We start from the raw sequence: 20,464 nt of genomic DNA, 5'->3' as shown, positions 1-20,464 counted from the left end.
ATGCCGAACACGGAAGTTAAGCTCTTCAGCGCCGATGGTAGTTGGGGGTTTCCCCCTGTGAGAGTAGGACGTCGCCAAGTAAGAAGAGGGAAAGATCAGTAGAGATACTGGTCTTTTTTGTTTAAATGAAATAATTAAAACGAAACCGAAGGTTTTCCGTTAAGATGTAGAGAAAAAAGTATAACTACTAGCCTGAGACTTGGGAGAAGCCTATCAAGGAACTTCTACTAAGAACGCCACACGTCCTATAGTAACGTAGAAGTCAGCACATCCTGTGCAAGTAAGGAAGTGCCGAGAGAAGATCGGAGTGTACGTAGTTGGCACATGAGGATATGAACGATGTCACTTACTAATAAAAAAACAGGCACATATTGAACTAATAGACATATTTTAATTTAAATCATTTTATTTAAATTCAAAATTGTGTATACAATAATACTTTTTGGTAAAAATAAAAAGTATGGAGGTGGAGATTTTGAATTCAAATAGTTTACAAAAGTCTCTTGGGGAAACATGCATTGTATGTGATGAAGAGAAGGAGTTAGGAATTCATCTTTATACAAGTTTTATTTGCAGAGACTGTGAAAAAGAAATGACTAACACACCAACGTCTGACCCTAAATATCAATATTATTTAGAAAAGTTAAGAAGGGTAAAAAACTCACCACTTTATTCATAAAATTCTGAGGCTGATTGGAAAATCAGTCTTTTTTATTGTTTCTTACATCTCTATTGGTTGTGCTATATGACGAATCTGTATATACTCAGGTAAGTTAGATATTGTTATAATAGATTTTATCTATAAAAAAGGACGTTGATTTTATAATGGAGACGCCTCTTTACACTGCTCTATTAAACCATGCTAATGTGAAACCAACATCTTTACATGTACCTGGTCATAAAAATGGAGCAGTTTTTTTACAAGAAGCAAACCACCTGTATAAAGATATCTTACAAATAGATGTGACTGAATTAACAGGACTGGATGATTTACATCACCCACAGGATGCTATTCTAAAGGCACAACAGCTTACTTCAGAATTATATCGAGTAAAAAGCTCGTACTTTTTAGTGAATGGTTCAACTGTGGGAAATCTGGCAATGATTTTAGCAAGCTGCCAAGTAGATGATGTAGTACTTGTTCAAAGAAATTCCCATAAGTCAATTATGAATGGTCTACAACTTGCAGGGGTTAGGCCTGTTTTCCTGGATCCTAAAGTGGATGAAGAGCTCATAGTTCCTAGTTATGTTGAATTTGAAAGAATAAAAGAAGCCATAAGGCTCTATCCAAATACAAAAGTTCTTATATTAACCAATCCTAATTATTACGGCCTTGCCACTGATTTAGAAGAGATTGTTACATATGCACATGACCATGGAATTCCTGTGCTTGTTGACGAAGCACATGGTGCACATTTTATTATTGGAGATAGATTTCCTATATCTGCTGTAGAGATTGGGGCGGATATAGTTATCCATTCAGCACATAAAACACTTCCCGCTATGACAATGGGGTCATTTTTGCACTTTAATAGTGACTTAATAGACAAGGAAATGGTAGAGAGCTATCTTTCAATGTTGCAGAGTAGCAGTCCTTCCTATCCGATTATGGCTTCACTCGATTTAGCACGTGCATATTTAAGTATGACAATGGAAGAGAATTGGCAAGTTGACATAATAGAATCGGTACAAAAGATCAAACAACAAATAGGTGCGATAAATGGTCTGGAGATTATTGAGTCACATGATCGACTTGTTAAAGGTGATCCTTTAAAATTAACAATAAGATCAACAAATGGTTTATCAGGATATGAGTTGCAGGAAGTTTTTGAAAGACATAATGTTTTTATCGAATTAGCCAATCCTGAACATTGCTTATGTATATTACCAATTGGTGATATGAATCCGATTATTAATAAAATAACACAAATCAATCCAGATCACCTAAAACCTAAAAAAACAAGATTGGCTACAAAGAAGTTAAAAAGACAAGAAGTAAAAGGAATACAAACGTTAGAAGTATCTTATTTTTATCTCAAAAAATGTAAAAAGGTACTAGTTGAATTAGATGATGCCGTAGGTCATTATTCAGCAGAAGCTATTATTCCATATCCTCCAGGTATTCCTCTAATTATGGTTGGTGAGAAAATAACCAAAGAGTTGGTGGAGAAGATTAGACGAATGATAGAATTAGGAGTAAACATCCAAGGAGATTATCATATTAAAAAAGGACAAATAAACATATACATGAGTAAAGGGTGAACTTTTTTGAAGGGGAAGTTTATAACGTTTGAAGGGCCGGAGGGAGCAGGTAAGACCTCTGTACTGGAATTATTAATGACAGAACTAAGCGGAACTGAGATGGAGATGGTTTTTACCAGAGAACCTGGTGGTATTCATATATCAGAGAAAATCCGTGAAGTTATTTTGAACAAAGAGCATACTGAGATGGATTCGCGAACAGAGGCATTATTATATGCAGCGGCAAGAAGGCAACATTTAGTAGAAAGAGTTGTACCTGCAATTGAACGTGGAAAAATTGTGTTCTGTGACCGTTTTATTGATAGCTCTTTAGCCTATCAAGGATATGCCAGAGGGCTGGGAATAGAAGAAGTGTTATCAATAAATGAGTTTGCAATTAACGGATTAATGCCAGATCTTACATTTTACTTTAAAATAGATCCAAAGGTAGGTTTACAAAGGATTTCTAAGAGTTCAGAGCGAGAGAAAAATCGTCTTGATTTAGAGGACTTATCATTTCATCAAAAGGTTCAGGAGGGTTATGAAAAAGTCATTGCCATGTTTCCTGAAAGAATTGTTGTCATTGATGCTGAAAAATCACTTGAGGAAGTTGTCGCTGAAGTGAAGAACAAATTAAAACAGGTAATTTCTTTTTAACAGGTAAGAAGTTTTAAATTTGTACTTAGTGTAGGTGTCTAGCTCCAGGCAACTTGCGCCTTTCTAAGTTAACATAAAATAAAATTACCATTAATCGTGCAATGATTCACTTAATTGAACATGTTACAATAAAAGGAGGCTTCTCTATATGAAGTTAATTATTGTGGTTGTACAAGATCAAGATAGTAACAAGCTATTGAATGCCCTTACTGAGCATAATTTCCGTGTTACTAAATTATCAAGTTCAGGCGGATTTCTCAAATCAGGAAATACAACATTTATGATAGGTACAGAAGATATACGAGTAGATAAGGCGTTGCAAATTATAAAGGATAATTGTAAATCCAGAGATCAACTAGTTGCTCCAGTATCACCAATGGGAGGTAATGCGGATTCCTTTATCCCTTATCCTGTTGAAGTAGAAGTAGGCGGTGCAACTGTATTTGTTCTTCCTGTCGAACAGTTTCATCAATTTTAGTAAAATATCTAAATGGCTATATGCCATGGAGGTAAAGGATGAAAATAAGTCAAGATATTAGATCAACTATGGACAAGAGGGGATTAGAGCAAAAAGTTTCCCAAACATCCAGCAAAGGTTTCCATGATTTGTTTGTTAAACAAGGAAGTAAGCTTCAAAATGAACAGCTAAATAAATTATTAGTTGACATAGATAGTGCTGGACGAAGATTGGCAAAATCTCGAAATTTCAGTGACCTTTCAAAATACAAGATTTTGGTAAAAAAGTTTATCCATGAAGCTGTTGAGTATGGCATGAATATGAAACAATCCAGAAGCTGGGATTATAACGGAAATAGCCGTTCATTGAAAATAATTGAACAGGTGGATGAATCACTAGTTCAATTAGCAGACGAGATAATAAGCAAGGAAGATTCGACAATAGATATTCTTGCAAAAATAGGCGAGGTTAAGGGATTACTTATTAACCTATATACGTAGAGAGTGATGAGTATGACAAAAAGTTTGAGTGAATTTAGTTCATATCAGCCAAGGGTTATCAAACTATTAACAAATAGTATTCGCAAGGACCGATTGGCACACGCATACCTTTTTGAGGGGAAAAAAGGTACTGGTAAAAGAGAAGTAGGAGTTCTTTTAGCGAAAAGTTTTTTTTGTGAAAGTCTTCAAAACTATGAACCGTGCGACAATTGTAGAAATTGTAAAAGAATAGAGTCGGGTAATCATCCTGACGTACATGTTGTTGAACCCGATGGCCTTTCAATTAAAAAGGGCCAAATTCAGGCACTTCAAGAAGAGTTTTCAAAGTCGGGAGTAGAATCGAACAAAAAACTTTATATGATTGTTCATGCAGATAAGATGACAGTGAATGCTGCAAACAGTTTACTTAAGTTTTTAGAAGAACCCAACGCCAACACAATTGCTATTCTCATAACAGAACAGTATCATAAAATATTGAATACAATATTATCAAGATGTCAATTGTTATCTTTTCAGCCATTGCAACCAAAAGCCATTGAACAGACATTGACAGATTCAGGGACAGCACCACATATTGCTTCATTAGTGGCACAACTAACCAATGACACAGAAGCGGCTTTTAATCTGTCAAAAGATGATTGGTTTGCGCAGGCTAGATTGAAAGTGATAAAATTATATGAAGTCCTCACCACTCGAAAAGGACAGGCACCTCTGTATATACACACAGAGTGGATGAATTATTTTAATGATAAGGAAAAGCAAGAAACAGGGTTAGACTTATTATTATATATATATAAAGATGTCTTATCTGTTCAATTAGGAAATGATGAACATGTGATTTATCAGGACATCATTCAGCAAATTAAACAGCATGCCCTTCAAATAACTCAAAGAAGTGTGACTGAGAAGGTAACTTCTATATTAGAAGCTAAGAAACGGCTTCATGCCAATGTAAATCCACAATTATTAATGGAACAATTGGTTTTAACATTGCAGGAGGGATAAGTTTGTATAATGTTGTAGGAGTTCGCTTTAAAAAAGCGGGCAAAATATATTACTTCGACCCTAATGGTCTTCAAATAGAGGATGATGATTTTGTCATTGTGGAAACAATAAGAGGGGTTGAATATGGCAAAGTCGTCTTAAACAATAAAAAAGTAGAAGAAAACGATGTTGTTCTGCCTCTAAAAAAAGTCATTCGTTTAGCTGACGACAAGGACCGGCTAATGGTTCAGGAAAACCAAGAGGCTGCATCTGAGGCATATCATGTTTGTCAGAAAAAGGTTTCTGAGCATGGCCTCGATATGAAACTGGTGGATGTTGAATATACATTTGATCGAAATAAAGTGATCTTTTACTTTACAGCAGATGGACGTGTTGATTTTAGGGAGCTTGTAAAAGATTTGGCTGCGATTTTCAAAACAAGGATAGAGCTACGTCAAATTGGTGTCCGTGATGAGGCAAAAATGCTGGGTGGTATTGGTCCATGTGGTCGTATGTTATGCTGCTCCACATTTCTGGGAGACTTTGAACCTGTATCAATCAAAATGGCAAAAGATCAAAACTTATCATTAAATCCAACAAAAATTTCAGGTTTATGTGGAAGATTAATGTGCTGTCTCAAGTATGAGAATGATGAGTATGAATCTGCCAAGGAACAATTACCTGATTTAGGAGAGATGATTGGTACTCCAGGTGGTTTAGGAAAAGTAGTTGGTTTAAATATATTAGAGAAAATTCTACAGGTAAACCTTGTGGAACAAGAACGCGTGGTTGAATACACTTGGGATGAATTGCAGAAAGAAGGCGTAGTTCCAATGCAATCCACAGATTGATGGGGTGGAACAAGTGGATAAAAAGGAAATATTTGAATCTGTCAGCAGTATGGAGGAACAAATAGGATCTTTATATACACAATTAGGCGAGCTTAAGCAACATTTAGGAGAACTCATTGAAGAAAATCATCATTTACAAATTGAAAATGAGAACTTACGCCGACGATTAGATTCAACAATGACTAGTACAAAAACAAAAGCAAAAAAGACAAAAGCAACGGATAAGGAGCAAAAGAAGCAAAGTCAGCAGGTTGATATAGGAGAAGGCTATGACAACTTAGCGAGACTTTATCAAGAAGGCTTCCATATTTGTAACTTACATTATGGAAGTATTCGTAAAGATGGTGATTGTTTATTTTGCTTATCATTCCTAAATAAGAAATAATAGAACTGACTCATACTGGTCTTGTCCAAAAGATGAAACCAAGTGCTATGTGTCAGTCTTTTTTTGCTATTGAATGCTTTTGCGAAAAGATTAAAGGAGAAAAGAACAATGGTTAAGTTAATAGGAGATGAGAGGTTAGATTATTTACTTGCTGAAAATTTAAGGATTATTCAGAGCCCGTCTGTTTTTTCTTTTTCATTAGATGCTGTGTTATTATCAAGATTTGCTTATATGCCTATTCAAAGAGGAAATATCATTGATTTATGTACAGGAAACGGCATTGTTCCACTTATTCTAAGCACAAGAACAAAAGGAAATATTATCGGTGTGGAAATCCAAGAAAGGCTCTATGATATGGCGGTTAGAAGTGTCCATTACAACCAGCTGGAACAACAAATAAAGTTGATCCACGCAGATCTGAAAAGCATGCCTCAGGAGCTCGGGCTTGGGAAATTTGATGTAGTTACTTGTAATCCTCCTTATTTCAAAACACCACAGAAGGATAAACAAAACCTCAATGAACATTTGGCCATTGCTAGACATGAAATCTTATGTACATTAGAGGATGTTATTAAAGTAAGCAGCCAGCTCGTCAAACAAGGTGGAAAAGTTGCAATTGTTCATAGACCGGGAAGATTAGTAGATCTTGTTGAACTCATGAGAAGCTACGGTATTGAACCAAAAAGATTGCAATTTGTCTATCCAAAGCAAGGCAAGGAAGCGAACACAGTCTTAATAGAAGGTATTAAGGGTGGGCAAGCCGATCTGAAACTGTTGACACCTATTTTTGTTTACGATGAAAATCACGAGTATACACCAGTTATAAAGGAGATTTTATATGGAAAAGAAGAAGATAAGTAAAAAGAAAAGGCAACAATATGGGTAGGGATCATATAGATGGTACAAAATGAAGCACACTATTTTTATGTGTTAGAATGTAGTGATGGAAGTTATTATGCAGGATATACAGTAAATCTTGAGAGACGTATACACAATCATAACACTGGAAAAGGTGCGAAATATACGAGAGGCAGAACTCCGGTGAAACTCCTATACTCAGAAAAGTTTGAATCGAAAAGTGAAGCATTAAAAATGGAAATTAAATTCAAAAAGTTTTCTAAGAAAAGGAAACAATCATATATAGAAGGCAGGTGAAGGGAATATGCTACATACCCAAAAAAGCTTTATTCATGATGAAATGAAAATGGGAGATTTATTTTTAGTGCCAACACCAATCGGTAACTTGGAAGATATGACCTTTCGGGCTATTAAGGTGTTAAAGGAAGTAGATCTTATCGCTGCAGAGGATACACGTCAGTCAAAGAAATTATGTAATCACTTTGAAATTGATACTCCCATCTTTAGTTATCATGAACATAATAAAGAAAGCAGTGGACATAGAATCATTGAGTATTTACAAGAAAATAAGAGTGTTGCATTAATTAGTGACGCAGGTATGCCGACAATTTCTGATCCCGGTAGTGAACTAGTACAACAAGTTTTAGAATCAGGTGCAAAGGTAATTCCACTACCAGGTGCTAATGCAGCATTAACAGCACTCATTGCTTCCGGTATAACACCACAACCGTTTTACTTTTTTGGATTTTTAGATCGCCAAAAGAAAGAGAAAAAAAATCAATTAACTTCATTAAGTAGTCGTAACGAAACATTTATTTTATATGAGTCACCCCATCGTCTAAAAGAAACACTACACGTAATGCTTGAGTGTTTAGGAAATAGATCGATATGTTTATCGCGAGAATTAACGAAGAAGTTCGAAGAATTCATAAGAGGTCATATCGAAGAGGTCATATCTTGGTCTGAAAACAATGAGATACGTGGAGAATTTTGTATCATTGTAGAAGGTTCAAAAGAAGAAATCACTGATGAGAAAGATAGTTGGTGGAATGCACTATCTGCAAAAGAACATGTTGAGCACTATATAAGCGAAGGATTAAATTCAAAAGAGGCTATTAAAAAAGTAGCACTTGAACGAAATGTTCAAAAAAGAGACGTTTATCAGGCATATCATATAGAATAATAAAAAAGGGATCAAATATGATCCCTTTTTTATATTACTTATTTACTAATTGATTTTGAATTTCAGATAAGATTTGCTCTGCACCTTCACGGCTTAAAACTAATTTACCATTTGCTAACGCCAAGTTATCATCAGAAACTTCTCCAGTGATTTGGCAAGTCATATTTGGCTTGTATTTTTTCAGAATAATTTTATCATCATCAACGTAAATTTCCAATGCATCCTTTTCAGCAATACCTAAAGTACGGCGTAATTCAATAGGAATAACTACACGGCCTAATTCATCAACTTTACGTACAATTCCAGTAGATTTCATAATTTGGTAATCTCCTCTCACCTATATATATATTTATGTTTTTTTACTATACTTCGTCAATATTCGACAAAAACTGATTTGCTTTTTAAGCATATCAGTGTTTCCAATAAACGTCAATCATTTTTATTATATTTCCATGTAAAAAAATAGGTGCCATATAGAAACCTTAGTATAAGTGGGTTTTACCTATTATTTACCCGCAAATTATGTATAATAAACCTAAAATTGGAAAAAAGTGTATGCGGAATATTTTATTATTTTTATTCATTATTAAGGTTGTTCGTTCGACATCTATATTTGAAAATTCGACAAAAATCTAAATGATAATGTCGAATCAGAGAAATGTTAAAACTTTAGGTATATATTCTTGATATTAGAGGCTAAGATGGTATCATTAAGAGTATGAAAAAGTCTGAGATGGTTAGGTTAGTAAGGGCTACTTATTGATCAAAATCTTAAGATACATAATAGTACCGGAAGTACCTTTGGGGCTATGGTATTTGAATAGCATTAAGGATACATGGTTTCTTATCGCTCTCGTCCTTTGGGCGAGGGCCTTTTTTGACGACTTGCAGGGTACTTATTTTAATAACTAGTTAGCACAAGGAGGTTATACAATGGAAAATAAAGAAAAGACATTTTATATTACAACTCCAATCTATTATCCGAGTGGAAAGTTACATATCGGACATGCCTATACGACCGTAGCAGGTGATGCAATGGCTCGTTATAAACGTATGCGAGGATTTGATGTCATGTACTTAACAGGTACAGATGAACATGGACAAAAGATCCAAAGAAAAGCGGAAGAAAATAACATTACTCCACAGCAATATGTTGATGGAATTGTATCCGGGATAAAAGATCTTTGGGGAAAAATGGATATATCTTACGATGACTTTATCCGAACCACAGAAGATCGGCATAAAATAGTAGTAGAAAAAATCTTTGCTCAACTTGTTGAACAAGGTGATATTTATTTAGATGAATATGAAGGTTGGTATTCAGTACCAGATGAAACCTTCTACACGGAACTTCAGCTCGTTGATCCAATTAAAGAAAATGGCAAAATCGTTGGGGGAAAAAGTCCTGACAGCGGTCATCCGGTTGAATTAGTAAAAGAAGAATCATATTTCTTTAAAATGAGTAAATATGCAGATCGGTTGTTAGCGTTCTATGAAGAAAATCCAGAATTCATTCAACCAGAATCAAGAAAAAATGAAATGATAAATAATTTTATTAAACCTGGATTAGAAGATTTGGCTGTATCGCGAACAACTTTTGATTGGGGAATAAAAGTACCTGGAGATCCAAAACATGTTATCTATGTTTGGATTGATGCACTTTCAAATTATATTACGGCACTTGGGTATGGAACAGAACAAGACGATAAATATAAAAAATACTGGCCTGCAAATGTTCATATTGTAGGGAAGGAAATTGTCCGTTTTCATACAATCTACTGGCCTATTATGTTAATGGCATTGGATCTTCCACTTCCAAAGAAGGTATTTGCTCATGGTTGGCTTTTAATGAAAGATGGTAAGATGTCAAAATCTAAGGGGAATGTAGTGGATCCTGTTACATTAATTGATAAATACGGCTTAGATGCTCTTAGATATTATTTATTAAGAGAAGTGCCTTTTGGATCTGACGGAGTCTTTACTCCTGAAGGATTTATTGATCGTGTTAACTATGATTTAGCAAATGACTTAGGCAACCTGCTCAATCGAACTGTAGCTATGATTGATAAGTATTTTGAAGGGAAAACCCCTGCTTATAATGGAAGCCAGACAGAATTTGATGCTCAACTTGTAAAGATTTCACAGGAAACAATTAAGAAATATGAAGAAGCGATGGAAAATATGGAATTCTCAATTGCTCTTTCATCCCTATGGCAGTTTGTTAGCAGAACAAATAAATACATTGATGAAACGCAACCATGGGTCCTAGCAAAAAATGAAGAAGACAATGAAAAATTGGCTTCAGTAATGGTCCATTTAGCTGAATCACTACGAATCACTGCAGTTTTATTAAAGCCATTTTTAACAGAAACACCAAATAAAATCTTTGACCAACTAGGTATTCGCACTGAGACTTTAAAGAATTGGGATAGCATTTTGGCATTTGGCCAGATTGACCAAACAAAAGTAAATAAGCAGTCACCAATCTTCCCACGATTAGAAGTGGAAGAAGAAGTAAAGTATATCAAAGAACAAATGAAAGGCTCTGCTCCGGTTGTAGAAACTGAGAAAAAAGATGCAAATATCGCTCCTCAAGAAGAGGAAATTACAATTGATGATTTTATGAAATTAGACCTTCGGATAGCGGAAGTTCTCCAAGTTGAACCAGTAAAAAAAGCAGATCGTTTGTTAAAAATACAGTTGGACTTAGGTTATGAGAAAAGACAGGTTGTTTCTGGAATTGCCAAACATTATAAACCAGAGGAACTTATAGGAAAAAAAGTTATCTGTGTTGCTAATCTAAAACCTGTGAAGCTTCGTGGCGAATTATCTCAAGGGATGATTTTAGCTGGATCACAAGGTGATTTACTTTCAGTCGCAACAGTTTTTGCTGACCTTCCAAACGGTTCAAGAGTAAAATAACTACCCTTTTTGAGCGTCTTATATTTAATGAGACGCTCACTTTTATTATTAGAAGTTTGAAAACCTTATTACATGTGGATATTAGAACAGTTAGTGTCATTAAAACAAGTTGATGAAAGCTGCCGAAAAACAAATGTTTCACGTGTAACATTTTGTAAAACATAATACAGATTTGTCGAAACAAGTTGAGGAAGGGAAGTAGAAAAATGCTATTTGATACACATGCTCATTTAAATGCTATTCAATACGATGAGGACTTGGAAGAAGTTATCGAAAGAGCCCAATTGGAAAAAGTTACACACATTGTTGTGGTAGGTTTTGATAAAGAAACGATTACAAGAGCAATGGAACTCACGGAAAAATATGACATGATATATGCAGCAGTAGGGTGGCACCCCGTTGATGCAGTAGATATGACAGATGAAGACTTACTGTGGATTAAGGATTTGGCTTCACATCCAAAAGTAGTTGCTATAGGTGAGATGGGACTAGATTATTACTGGGATAAGTCACCGAAGGAAATACAAAAAGAAGTATTTCGAAAACAAATTCAATTGGCTAAAGAGGTAAAGCTTCCAATCATCATTCATAATCGTGATGCAACAGAAGATGTGGTGGAAATTTTACGAGAGGAAGGAGCTAATGAAGTAGGAGGCATTATGCATTGTTTCACCGGGAGTTTAGAGATAGCAAAGCAATGCATGGACATGAACTTCTATATTTCATTTGGCGGTCCTGTAACCTTTAAAAATGCAAAGAAACCGAAGGAAGTTGCTAAAGAAATTCCAATCGAGCGTTTACTCATTGAAACAGATTGTCCTTATTTAACACCACACCCATTTAGAGGGAAGCGTAATGAGCCAAGTTATGTAAAGTATGTAGCAGAACAAATTGCTGAGCTAAGAGAGATGGATTTTGAGGAAATTGCTCAAAAAACATCCGACAATGCCATGAAAGTATTCGGCATAACTCGATAACGAAAGTTGTCGAGTTATGCAGGAGCTTGTCCACTTTTTGAGAAAATCATTCAGTTCTACATGTCTAAACTTCCTCATAGTATATCTTTGTCGATAACTCTTACTTCACTTTTCCTGACTTTTTAAGCATAATTATGAGTACGTTGGAAAAATGAGACAACGCCCAAAGGGTTGACAAGACGAAAGATACTCTATATAATCCACGAGGAAGAAGGAGGCGGTTTTCATTTTTAGTGAAAATTTGAAAAAGCTGTTTTCCGAAAAAGTAATAAAGAACAAATTTGTCCTTTCTGCTACTAGTTTAATAGTTTTAGGATCAGGGTCTGCGTACGGTACATATGAGTTAACGAAAGAATCTGTCTCATTGACCATCAACGGTAAAGAAGAAATAGTCCGTACACATGCAAACACTGTCAACGATTTACTTAAAGAATATGAAATAGATATAAGACAAGAAGATGAACTATCACACGGTACTAAAAATAAAATTAAAGATGATATGAAAATCACCTATAAAGCAGCAAAACCAATTAAAGTTGCAATGGGTGATGAACGAAGGACAATTTGGACAACAGCGGATACAGTTAAAGAACTGATACAACAAGAGGATATTGATGTCACTGAGCATGATCGAATAGAACCAGCTTTAGATACAGTAATTAAGAACGATTTGTCACTAACAATTGATAAAGCATTTCAAATTACACTAAATGTTGGCGAAGAGGAAAAGCAACATGTTTGGACTACTTCGACTACTGTCGCTGACTTTTTAAAGAATCAAGATGTTCAATTAAATGAATTGGATAAAGTTGAACCCGCTCTAACAGATGAATTAACTGAAAAGAGTAATGTTACAGTAACCAGAATAGAAAAAGTCACCGATGTAGTGGAAGAACCGATTGCCTTTAATGTTGTGGAAAAGAAGGATGACAACATTGAGAAGGGCGTACAAAAAGTTATTAACTCAGGAAAAGAAGGTAAGCAAGAAAAACATTATGAAGTAACGATTGAAAATGGCCAGGAAGTAACGAGAAAACTACTGAAAACTGAAACAGTTCAAAAAAGTGAGGATCGTGTAGTTGCTCTAGGAACAAAGGTTGTCCAGACGAGTACAACTATTGCTTCTCGAGGAAATGATTCTGTTTCAAAAGAGTTTTATGTAAATTCAACGGCCTATACTGCAAATTGTAATGGTTGTTCAGGAACCACTGCAACAGGAATGAATTTAAAAGCAAATCCAAATGCAAAGGTTATTGCTGTTGACCCTAGTGTCATTCCTTTGGGTACCAAAGTATATGTCGAGGGCTATGGATATGCAGTTGCTGCTGATACTGGTTCTGCTATTAAAGGGAACAAAATCGATGTGTTTTTATCATCAAAATCAGCTGCCTATCGATGGGGTTCGAAAAGAGTAAAAATTAAAATTTTAGATTAGATTTGACAGAGGATTAATTTCCTCTGTTTTTTATTTTCCCTTTGAAATAATTTCTTATGATGATGCTTATGAAACAAGGCTATTCCAACCTGCACTTTTGTTCTTTATAAAAGGAATGTATACTGTTTATATCTCTTTATTACATAAGACGTAATTGCATAGGGAAAAGTTTCAACTTTTTTTGGAGGAAATAATGAAAATAAAAGAAATTATCGTTGTAGAAGGAAAAGACGATACTACAGCTATAAAGAGAGCAGTTGATGCAGATACAATTGAAACAAATGGATCTTCAATAGGAAATAGTGTTATTGAACAAATTAAATTGGCTCAACAAACACGTGGAGTCATTATATTTACTGATCCCGATTTTCCAGGTGAAAAAATCCGAAAGACCATTTCAGAACTAGTACCTGGATGTAAGCATGCATTTTTGCCCAAAGATGAAGCAAGGCCTAAACGAGGTAGAGGAATAGGAGTAGAGCATGCTTCAAATGACGCCATCCGAAATGCTCTTGATGCAGTTAAGGAAGAAATGAAGGAATTTACAAGTGAGATTAGTTTTGATGACTTACTTGATGCAGGTTTAATAGGTGGCAGTAAGGCAAAGGATAGACGTGAAAAATTAGGATTGCTCTTGAAAATAGGTTATACAAATGGAAAGCAACTTCACAAAAGGTTACAAATGTTTCAAATCTCAAGAGACGATTATTTAAATGCTATAAACAAAATCCTGCAGGAGGAAAATAAGTGATGACGAAGGATATAGCAACACCCATTCGAACAAAGGCGATCTTAGAAAAGTACGGCTTTTCATTTAAAAAAAGCTTAGGTCAAAACTTCTTGATTGAGCCCAATGTTCTTTCCAGGATTGTTGACCATGCAGAAGTAACAGATAAAACAGGCGTTATAGAAATTGGACCGGGTATTGGTGCTCTAACTGAACAGTTAGCCAGAAGAGCAAAGCGTGTGATTGCTTTTGAAATTGATCAAAGGCTGCTTCCTATTCTTAAGGAGACATTAGAGCCGTATAAAAATGTAACAGTTATTCATCAAGATGTTCTGGAAGCAGATCTAAGTAAGGCAATTGAAGATTCCTTTCACGATTGTGATGAGATTATGGTTGTGGCTAATTTACCGTACTATGTTACTACACCAATTATTATGAAGCTATTAGAAGAAAAACTGCCATTAAAAGGTATTGTTGTCATGCTTCAAAAGGAAGTTGCTGATCGAATATCAGCAGTTCCGTCCACAAAAGAATATGGTTCACTCTCAATTGCTGTTCAATATTATACAGAAGCCAAGACGGTCATGACTGTACCAAAGACAGTTTTTGTACCTCAACCGAATGTAGACTCAGCAATCATTCGATTATTAGTTAGAGATAAACCAATTGTTGAAATTGAAGATGAAGGCTTTTTCTTTCAAATTGTACGTGCGAGCTTTGCGCAAAGGAGAAAAACTTTATTAAACAATCTCGTACATTATCTGCCAAATGGAAAAGAGCAGAAAGGGAAAATTGAAGAGGCTCTTCTTGAAATTGGAATTGATGGTAAAAGAAGAGGAGAGTCATTAACAATACAAGAATTTGCTAAGGTTAGCGATCATTTAGTTAAAATAGTAAGCAGTTGATAAAAAACCAGGAGTGTCCCGTAGAAGGAACCACCCCTGGTTTTTTGTTTGACTATCAGAAAGCATATAAATTTTATGGATGATAGTATAAGAAAAACTAAGGCTTTCGCCATTAGGACTTGGCGACAAGCCTTAGTTTTTCTAATCTTTTTTCAGCATATCACCAATTTTAAAAACCTACATAGGCTAGAAAAGGATCATTTTTAATTCTTGATCCAGCTAAAAGGAGAAAGGCCTGACGTTGTGAGCTAACTTGATAAGACACAGGTGAATCATTCATTGGAGTGGTAGAGGATGCAAGTAAAAATTGGAGATGTTGTTGCGAGAAAATCATATAATCTAGACTTATTATTTCGTGTTATAGACGTAAAAACAACTGCTACTGGAGAGCAGGTGGCAATTTTATATGGAGATGAAGTAAGACTAATTGCAGATGCAGGGTGCAACGATTTAGTTATCGTTGATGAGGCTGAAAAAAATACGAGAAAACAAAAAGAAAAAGAGCGAATTGATCAGTCTTATTATTTATTTCGGCAGGATTATCAATTACTAAGAGAAAAACAAGAATATTATGCTACTTCCAGCTACAGTCATAATGAGGAGTTTTTCCATATCCCGGGGAGGGTCCTTCATGTTGATGGTGATCCACTTTATTTACAAAAATGCCTCTCCTTGTATGAAAAAATTGGAGTACCTGTAAATGGTGTTCATGTAAATGAAAAAGAAATGCCTGAAAAAATTACGGACCTCCTAACAAAATATCGACCAGATATATTAGTTGTTACAGGACACGATGCTTATTCAAAGCATAAAGGTAGTATCGATGATATTAATGCTTATAGGCATTCCAAGCACTTCGTTCAAACAGTTCGGCAGGCACGTAATAAAGTTCCACACCTTGATCAGCTTGTCATCTTTGCCGGGGCATGTCAGTCACATTTTGAATCACTTATACGTGCAGGTGCTAATTTTGCAAGTTCCCCATCTAGAGTTAATATTCATGCACTAGATCCGGTTTATATCGTTGCAAAGATCAGCTTTACACCTTTTGTTGAAAGGATTAATGTATGGGATGTTTTACGGAACACTCTCACTCGAGAAAAGGGGCTCGGCGGTGTCGAAACAAGAGGAGTACTTAGAACAGGTATGCCTTACAGAAAACCATCAAATCCATGATTCCTGGCCGCTTACGTTTTCACTATGTAAGTGGCTATTTTTTTGTTGATCAGTTTTACGTGGAGTGATAGGAAAGAGGGAAATTTATCTTCTATTTTCGACTAAATCTCAAAAAAGAATGGCTAATTCCTTTCAACACATAGATAGAAAATATTCATCATTTTGACAAATTTAATTCGTTTTTTCCTCTCTAAACTTATGCATTGTATGAAAAAAATGAACATTCATATCAATAAGATGAAAAAACATTCATTTTTGTTACATAAAAGTTAGGATGTTTGTTCAAACTATAGGTGACAAATGAGAATTTTGTTGAAAATATTTTATTGACAGTAGTGAAAAGATACTGTTATAATTTAAATTTTATTTGACTTACATAGGCGAAAGGTTGTATAATAATCTTAGTGAGGTGGATGCAATGGGAAAAACTCTAACGGATATTAAAAAATCCTTGGATGGTAATCTTGGCAGACGACTAACTCTTAAAGCTAATGGTGGTCGTAGAAAAACGATAGAACGCTGTGGTGTACTAGCAGAAACCTATCCATCTGTCTTTGTTATTGAGCTTGATCAAGATGAAAATTCGTTTGAACGTGTATCTTACAGCTATGCCGATGTTTTGACTGAAACAGTACAACTTACATTTTTTGAAGATACAACAGGTTCTTTTGCAGTTAGCGGACAGTAGACAGCATATGTTTACTGTTTTTTTTTTTGCTTAAAATTCATATCATACATATCTAGATGTTTATATTCAAATACTATAAAAGCCGCAGTACTTTTTCTATTTGGAAACTTTAGCTTATCCTTTGAAGGGAAGTGTGTTTGCAGATGGCGAGACGTCGTGGAATAATGTCTGAAAGCTTTAAATATGAATTAGCAAAAGACTTGGGGTTTTACGATATCGTGAAGGAAGAAGGCTGGGGAGCAATTCGCTCACGTGATGCAGGGAATATGGTGAAGCGTGCAATCGAATTAGCTGAAACACAGCTTTCGAAACAACAGAATAAGTAACTTAGATTGGCGGCACAGGGTTTGGTAATAGATCATTCATTTTGGTTTGAATGGTTTGTAACCGGCCCTTTTTTTTACGATATAAATTATAGGATATGTAATTTTATTTACTATTTATTCTCTGTAAGAATAAAAAACCACTAATATGATAAGAAATGAACAGAGGTACTTGTATTTGTATCATATATCTAATGGTCATCGTCTTCTATCCATTCCGAGAATCTGGTTATAAAACAATGGAAATGTCGAAAAAAGCAATACGATACCTGCTTTTGTGGTACAATGTTGATACAATTTTAGTTCGTTCAAGTAGGTGACAAAGATGCGTGTTTTAGAAAAGGCACCAGCCAAGATAAATTTATCGTTAGATGTTCTCCGCAAGCGACAAGACGGTTTTCATGAAGTAAGAATGATCATGACAACAATTGATCTTGCGGATCGTGTTGAATTAGTAGATATTTCCCCAAATGAAATCAGGATAGTCTCACATAATCGTTTTGTTCCAGACGATCAGCGGAATTTAGCTTATCAAGCAGCAAAGTTATTAAAGGACCGTTTTAATATTGAAAGAGGTGTATCCATTTCAATTACAAAAACAATACCGGTTGCTGCAGGATTAGCGGGAGGGAGCAGTGATGCGGCAGCGACATTAAGAGGTCTAAATAAGTTATGGAAACTTGGTTTGACTCTTGATGACTTAGCAAAGCTCGGAGCAGAGATTGGATCAGATGTATCCTTTTGTGTATATGGAGGAACTGCACTGGCAACAGGCCGTGGTGAAATGATTCAGCAAATTGACCCGCCACCACATTGCTGGGTAGTGCTTGCAAAACCAACGATCGGGGTTTCAACAGCAGATGTATATCGAAACTTAAATCTGCAAACGGTTCAACATCCTGATGTAGATGGAATGGTTAGTGCCTTACATAATAATCATTATGAAAAAATCTGTTCCTTAATGGGGAATGTTCTAGAAGATGTTACATTGCGTATGCATCCAGAGGTAGCAAATATAAAAGAACAAATGAAAAGATTTGGTGCTGATGCTGTATTGATGAGTGGAAGTGGACCAACAGTATTTGGATTGGTGCAGTATGAGTCACGTTTACCACGTGTATATAATGGTTTAAGAGGCTTTTGTGATCAAGTATTTGCCGTAAGGATGCTTGGAGAGCGAAACATCCTTGATTAAATACGGATATTAAGTTATATTTACAATAATAATATTCGGATTTTGGGGGTTACCAGTTCATGAAATTTCGTCGTAGTGGTCGACTTGTTGATATGACAAACTACATGCTTCATCATCCACACTCTTTAGTACCATTAACATTTTTTTCTGAGAAATATCAATCTGCTAAATCATCTATTAGTGAAGACTTAACGATTATTAAAGAAACGTTCGAACAGCAAGGAATCGGGACATTATTAACTGTGCCAGGTGCTGCAGGTGGAGTGAAATATATCCCTAAGGTGGAAGCGAATGAGGCGAAGCAATTCATTGCTGAACTATGTGAGCTTATTGCAAAACCAGAAAGACTGCTTCCCGGAGGTTATTTATATTTAACTGACCTTCTAGGTACCCCATCTATCGTTAATAAAATTGGTCGTCTTTTTGCGACAGTTTTTAGTAACCGGAAAATTGATGTAGTCATGACGGTGGCAACAAAGGGGATACCATTGGCATATGCCGTAGCAGCACAGCTGGATGTACCTGTTGTTATTGTTAGAAAAGACAGTAAAGTAACAGAAGGTTCAACCGTAAGTATAAACTATGTTTCGGGATCATCAAAGAGAATACAAACGATGTTGCTTGCTAAACGGAGCTTAAAAGAAGGTTCAAATGTGCTCATTATTGATGACTTCATGAAAGCTGGGGGTACAATTAACGGCATGATTAGCCTTTTGGAAGAGTTTAAAGCAACTGTAGCGGGCATAGGTGTTCTAGTGGAAACAGAGGGTGTTGAAGAAAGATTAGTTGATCAATATGTATCACTGGTAAAATTAGCTGACGTGGATGTTCGAGAACGAAATATTCACGTAACAGAAGGCACTTACTTTCAGATTGTAAATACTAAAGAGATTGGAGAGGAACTTTATGAAGATCGTTAGTACAAGTCAAGCACCTGCAGCAATTGGACCGTATTCACAAGGGATTATTGTAAATAACTTGTTTTATAGCTCCGGTCAAATTCCTTTAACTGCTGAAGGAGAAATGATTTCAGGAGAAATTGAAGCGCAAACACACCAAGTGTTTAAAAATTTAAAAGCTGTATTAGAAGAAGCAGGTGCATCATTAGAAAGTGTTGTAAAAGCAACTGTATTTCTTCAAGACATGAATCATTTTGCCTCTTTTAATGAGGTATATGGACAATATTTCTCGACTCATAAGCCTGCACGTTCATGTGTGGAAGTGGCAAGATTACCAAAGGATGCTTTAGTTGAAATTGAGGTTATTGCATTAGTTAAATAATATAAAAAGTCAATCACTCTAAAGTGGTTGACTTTTTTTGTAGTTAAAAATCAAAAAAATAGAATATTTGTCAATTATTTTGCCTAAATTTAAAAAAATTTCAAATTAAGGGAGGAATAACAGAAGTAACGTTGAATTTAGTAACTAAAGTTTTTCATATGGGGAAAAGGTGGTGAACAGAATGGAAGTTACAGACGTAAGATTACGCCGCGTAAATACCGAAGGACGTATGAGAGCAATTGCATCTATTACGTTAGATCATGAATTTGTAGTTCATGATATCCGCGTTATTGATGGTAATAATGGTCTCTTTGTTGCGATGCCAAGTAAGCGCACTCCTGATGGTGAATTTAGAGATATTGCACACCCTATCAATTCTAGTACACGCGGAAAAATTCAAGATGCTGTACTGGCTGAATATCATCGTTTAGGTGAATTAGAAGTTGAATTTGAAGAAGCAGGTGCTTCATAAAATAACAAAGGAACTTTGTACAACTGTACAAGGTTCTTTTTTTTGTTTTAGGAAATACTAAGAATCTAAGAATCGCTCCATATGTAGGAAGAAGATTCGACAATTTTTTCAAGATCTCAAACAAGATTAAATGATTTTTCCGGTAAGTTCAATTGAAAGATGAAACTTGTGATAAAATTAGAAATATCATGTACTTTTGTTTGTTGTCTTGAAATACGACTTATTTTAAGATATATTTTTTTATGGA

Annotated in this window: 24 protein-coding genes; 23 read left to right on the top strand and 1 reads right to left on the bottom strand. The window is 35.3% G+C overall.

The genetic code is table 11. The annotated features are described in order from the left end of the window. Positions 1-466 precede the first annotated feature (466 nt). From LC095_RS23740 to rsmI, 11 genes are all read left to right on the top strand, one after another. Positions 467-679, top strand: a complete 213-nt coding sequence (locus LC095_RS23740; RefSeq protein WP_413467532.1) for a sigma factor G inhibitor Gin — start codon at positions 467-469, stop codon at positions 677-679. A 146-nt stretch (positions 680-825) separates the two neighbouring features. Further along, positions 826-2,262 (top strand): aminotransferase class I/II-fold pyridoxal phosphate-dependent enzyme, encoded by a 1,437-nt coding sequence (locus LC095_RS23735; RefSeq protein ID WP_226530453.1) that lies wholly within the window; start codon positions 826-828, stop codon positions 2,260-2,262. 6 nt (positions 2,263-2,268) lie between these two features. Further along, positions 2,269-2,898: a dTMP kinase gene (tmk, locus tag LC095_RS23730; protein ID WP_226530452.1), complete on the top strand. Its 630-nt coding sequence runs from the start codon at positions 2,269-2,271 to the stop codon at positions 2,896-2,898. A gap of 148 nt (positions 2,899-3,046) precedes the next feature. Continuing rightward, positions 3,047-3,376 carry a cyclic-di-AMP receptor gene (locus LC095_RS23725; protein WP_026562442.1) on the top strand — a complete coding sequence of 110 codons (330 nt, stop codon included), beginning with the start codon at positions 3,047-3,049 and terminating at the stop codon, positions 3,374-3,376. 38 nt (positions 3,377-3,414) lie between these two features. Continuing rightward, positions 3,415-3,855, top strand: a complete 441-nt coding sequence (locus LC095_RS23720) for a YaaR family protein (protein ID WP_226530451.1) — start codon at positions 3,415-3,417, stop codon at positions 3,853-3,855. A 12-nt stretch (positions 3,856-3,867) separates the two neighbouring features. Beyond that, complete coding sequence (gene holB / locus LC095_RS23715) at positions 3,868-4,860, top strand: DNA polymerase III subunit delta' (RefSeq protein WP_226530450.1); 993 nt, start codon at positions 3,868-3,870, stop codon at positions 4,858-4,860. 2 nt (positions 4,861-4,862) lie between these two features. After that, a complete protein-coding gene (locus LC095_RS23710; protein ID WP_226530449.1) occupies positions 4,863-5,690 on the top strand; it encodes a stage 0 sporulation family protein in 828 nt (275 codons plus the stop codon). Between the two features lie 13 nt (positions 5,691-5,703). Continuing rightward, on the top strand, positions 5,704-6,075 hold the full coding sequence (gene yabA, locus LC095_RS23705; protein ID WP_026562438.1) for a DNA replication initiation control protein YabA: 372 nt from the start codon (positions 5,704-5,706) through the stop codon (positions 6,073-6,075). Positions 6,076-6,183: 108 nt separating this feature from the next. Continuing rightward, entirely contained in the window at positions 6,184-6,936 is a 753-nt protein-coding gene (locus LC095_RS23700) for a tRNA1(Val) (adenine(37)-N6)-methyltransferase (protein ID WP_226530448.1), read from the top strand. Between the two features lie 36 nt (positions 6,937-6,972). Next, complete coding sequence (locus tag LC095_RS23695) at positions 6,973-7,230, top strand: GIY-YIG nuclease family protein (protein ID WP_216774931.1); 258 nt, start codon at positions 6,973-6,975, stop codon at positions 7,228-7,230. Positions 7,231-7,237: 7 nt separating this feature from the next. Next, on the top strand, positions 7,238-8,116 hold the full coding sequence (rsmI, locus tag LC095_RS23690; protein ID WP_226530447.1) for a 16S rRNA (cytidine(1402)-2'-O)-methyltransferase: 879 nt from the start codon (positions 7,238-7,240) through the stop codon (positions 8,114-8,116). Between the two features lie 34 nt (positions 8,117-8,150). Here rsmI and LC095_RS23685 read toward each other — a convergent pair whose 3' ends face one another. Further along, the gene (locus tag LC095_RS23685) at positions 8,151-8,432 is read right to left on the bottom strand and encodes an AbrB/MazE/SpoVT family DNA-binding domain-containing protein (protein ID WP_026562434.1); all 282 of its coding nucleotides are present in this window, start codon (positions 8,430-8,432) and stop codon (positions 8,151-8,153) included. Positions 8,433-9,049: 617 nt separating this feature from the next. On the opposite strand from LC095_RS23685, the gene metG reads away from it, so the two are divergent. The 12 genes from metG to spoVG all read left to right on the top strand — a co-directional run bounded on the left by metG (position 9,050) and on the right by spoVG (position 20,217). Further along, positions 9,050-11,038 carry a methionine--tRNA ligase gene (metG, locus tag LC095_RS23680; protein WP_226530446.1) on the top strand — a complete coding sequence of 663 codons (1,989 nt, stop codon included), beginning with the start codon at positions 9,050-9,052 and terminating at the stop codon, positions 11,036-11,038. A gap of 206 nt (positions 11,039-11,244) precedes the next feature. After that, positions 11,245-12,015, top strand: a complete 771-nt coding sequence (locus tag LC095_RS23675) for a TatD family hydrolase (protein ID WP_226530445.1) — start codon at positions 11,245-11,247, stop codon at positions 12,013-12,015. A gap of 241 nt (positions 12,016-12,256) precedes the next feature. Then, a complete protein-coding gene (locus tag LC095_RS27180; RefSeq protein ID WP_319005842.1) occupies positions 12,257-13,450 on the top strand; it encodes a ubiquitin-like domain-containing protein in 1,194 nt (397 codons plus the stop codon). 193 nt (positions 13,451-13,643) lie between these two features. Continuing rightward, positions 13,644-14,201 (top strand): ribonuclease M5, encoded by a 558-nt coding sequence (gene rnmV / locus LC095_RS23660; protein ID WP_226530444.1) that lies wholly within the window; start codon positions 13,644-13,646, stop codon positions 14,199-14,201. Beyond that, positions 14,201-15,082 (top strand): 16S rRNA (adenine(1518)-N(6)/adenine(1519)-N(6))-dimethyltransferase RsmA, encoded by an 882-nt coding sequence (gene rsmA, locus LC095_RS23655; protein ID WP_226530443.1) that lies wholly within the window; start codon positions 14,201-14,203, stop codon positions 15,080-15,082. Before rnmV ends, rsmA begins: the two co-directional genes overlap by 1 nt. 294 nt (positions 15,083-15,376) lie before the next feature. Continuing rightward, positions 15,377-16,258 carry a sporulation peptidase YabG gene (gene yabG, locus LC095_RS23650; protein ID WP_226530442.1) on the top strand — a complete coding sequence of 294 codons (882 nt, stop codon included), beginning with the start codon at positions 15,377-15,379 and terminating at the stop codon, positions 16,256-16,258. Between the two features lie 418 nt (positions 16,259-16,676). Then, a complete protein-coding gene (gene veg / locus LC095_RS23645) occupies positions 16,677-16,946 on the top strand; it encodes a biofilm formation stimulator Veg (RefSeq protein WP_026562427.1) in 270 nt (89 codons plus the stop codon). 143 nt (positions 16,947-17,089) lie between these two features. Next, a complete protein-coding gene (locus LC095_RS23640; protein WP_226530441.1) occupies positions 17,090-17,272 on the top strand; it encodes a small, acid-soluble spore protein, alpha/beta type in 183 nt (60 codons plus the stop codon). A gap of 322 nt (positions 17,273-17,594) precedes the next feature. After that, positions 17,595-18,464: a 4-(cytidine 5'-diphospho)-2-C-methyl-D-erythritol kinase gene (gene ispE, locus LC095_RS23635; RefSeq protein WP_078433052.1), complete on the top strand. Its 870-nt coding sequence runs from the start codon at positions 17,595-17,597 to the stop codon at positions 18,462-18,464. Between the two features lie 59 nt (positions 18,465-18,523). Further along, on the top strand, positions 18,524-19,384 hold the full coding sequence (purR, locus tag LC095_RS23630) for a pur operon repressor (protein WP_226530440.1): 861 nt from the start codon (positions 18,524-18,526) through the stop codon (positions 19,382-19,384). Next, entirely contained in the window at positions 19,371-19,745 is a 375-nt protein-coding gene (ridA, locus tag LC095_RS23625; RefSeq protein WP_078433054.1) for a 2-iminobutanoate/2-iminopropanoate deaminase, read from the top strand. The genes purR and ridA overlap by 14 nt, the downstream gene beginning before the upstream one ends. Before the next feature lie 181 nt (positions 19,746-19,926). Continuing rightward, positions 19,927-20,217, top strand: a complete 291-nt coding sequence (spoVG, locus tag LC095_RS23620) for a septation regulator SpoVG (RefSeq protein WP_026562422.1) — start codon at positions 19,927-19,929, stop codon at positions 20,215-20,217. The last annotated feature ends 247 nt before the right edge of the window (positions 20,218-20,464 follow it).

Origin of the sequence: Metabacillus niabensis (assembly GCF_020524345.1) — a bacterium.
GTDB classification, from domain to species: Bacteria; Bacillota; Bacilli; order Bacillales; family Bacillaceae; genus Metabacillus; species Metabacillus niabensis_B.
The sequence above is the reverse complement of the archived record's forward strand: the minus strand, read 5'-3'. Positions and strand labels throughout refer to the sequence as shown.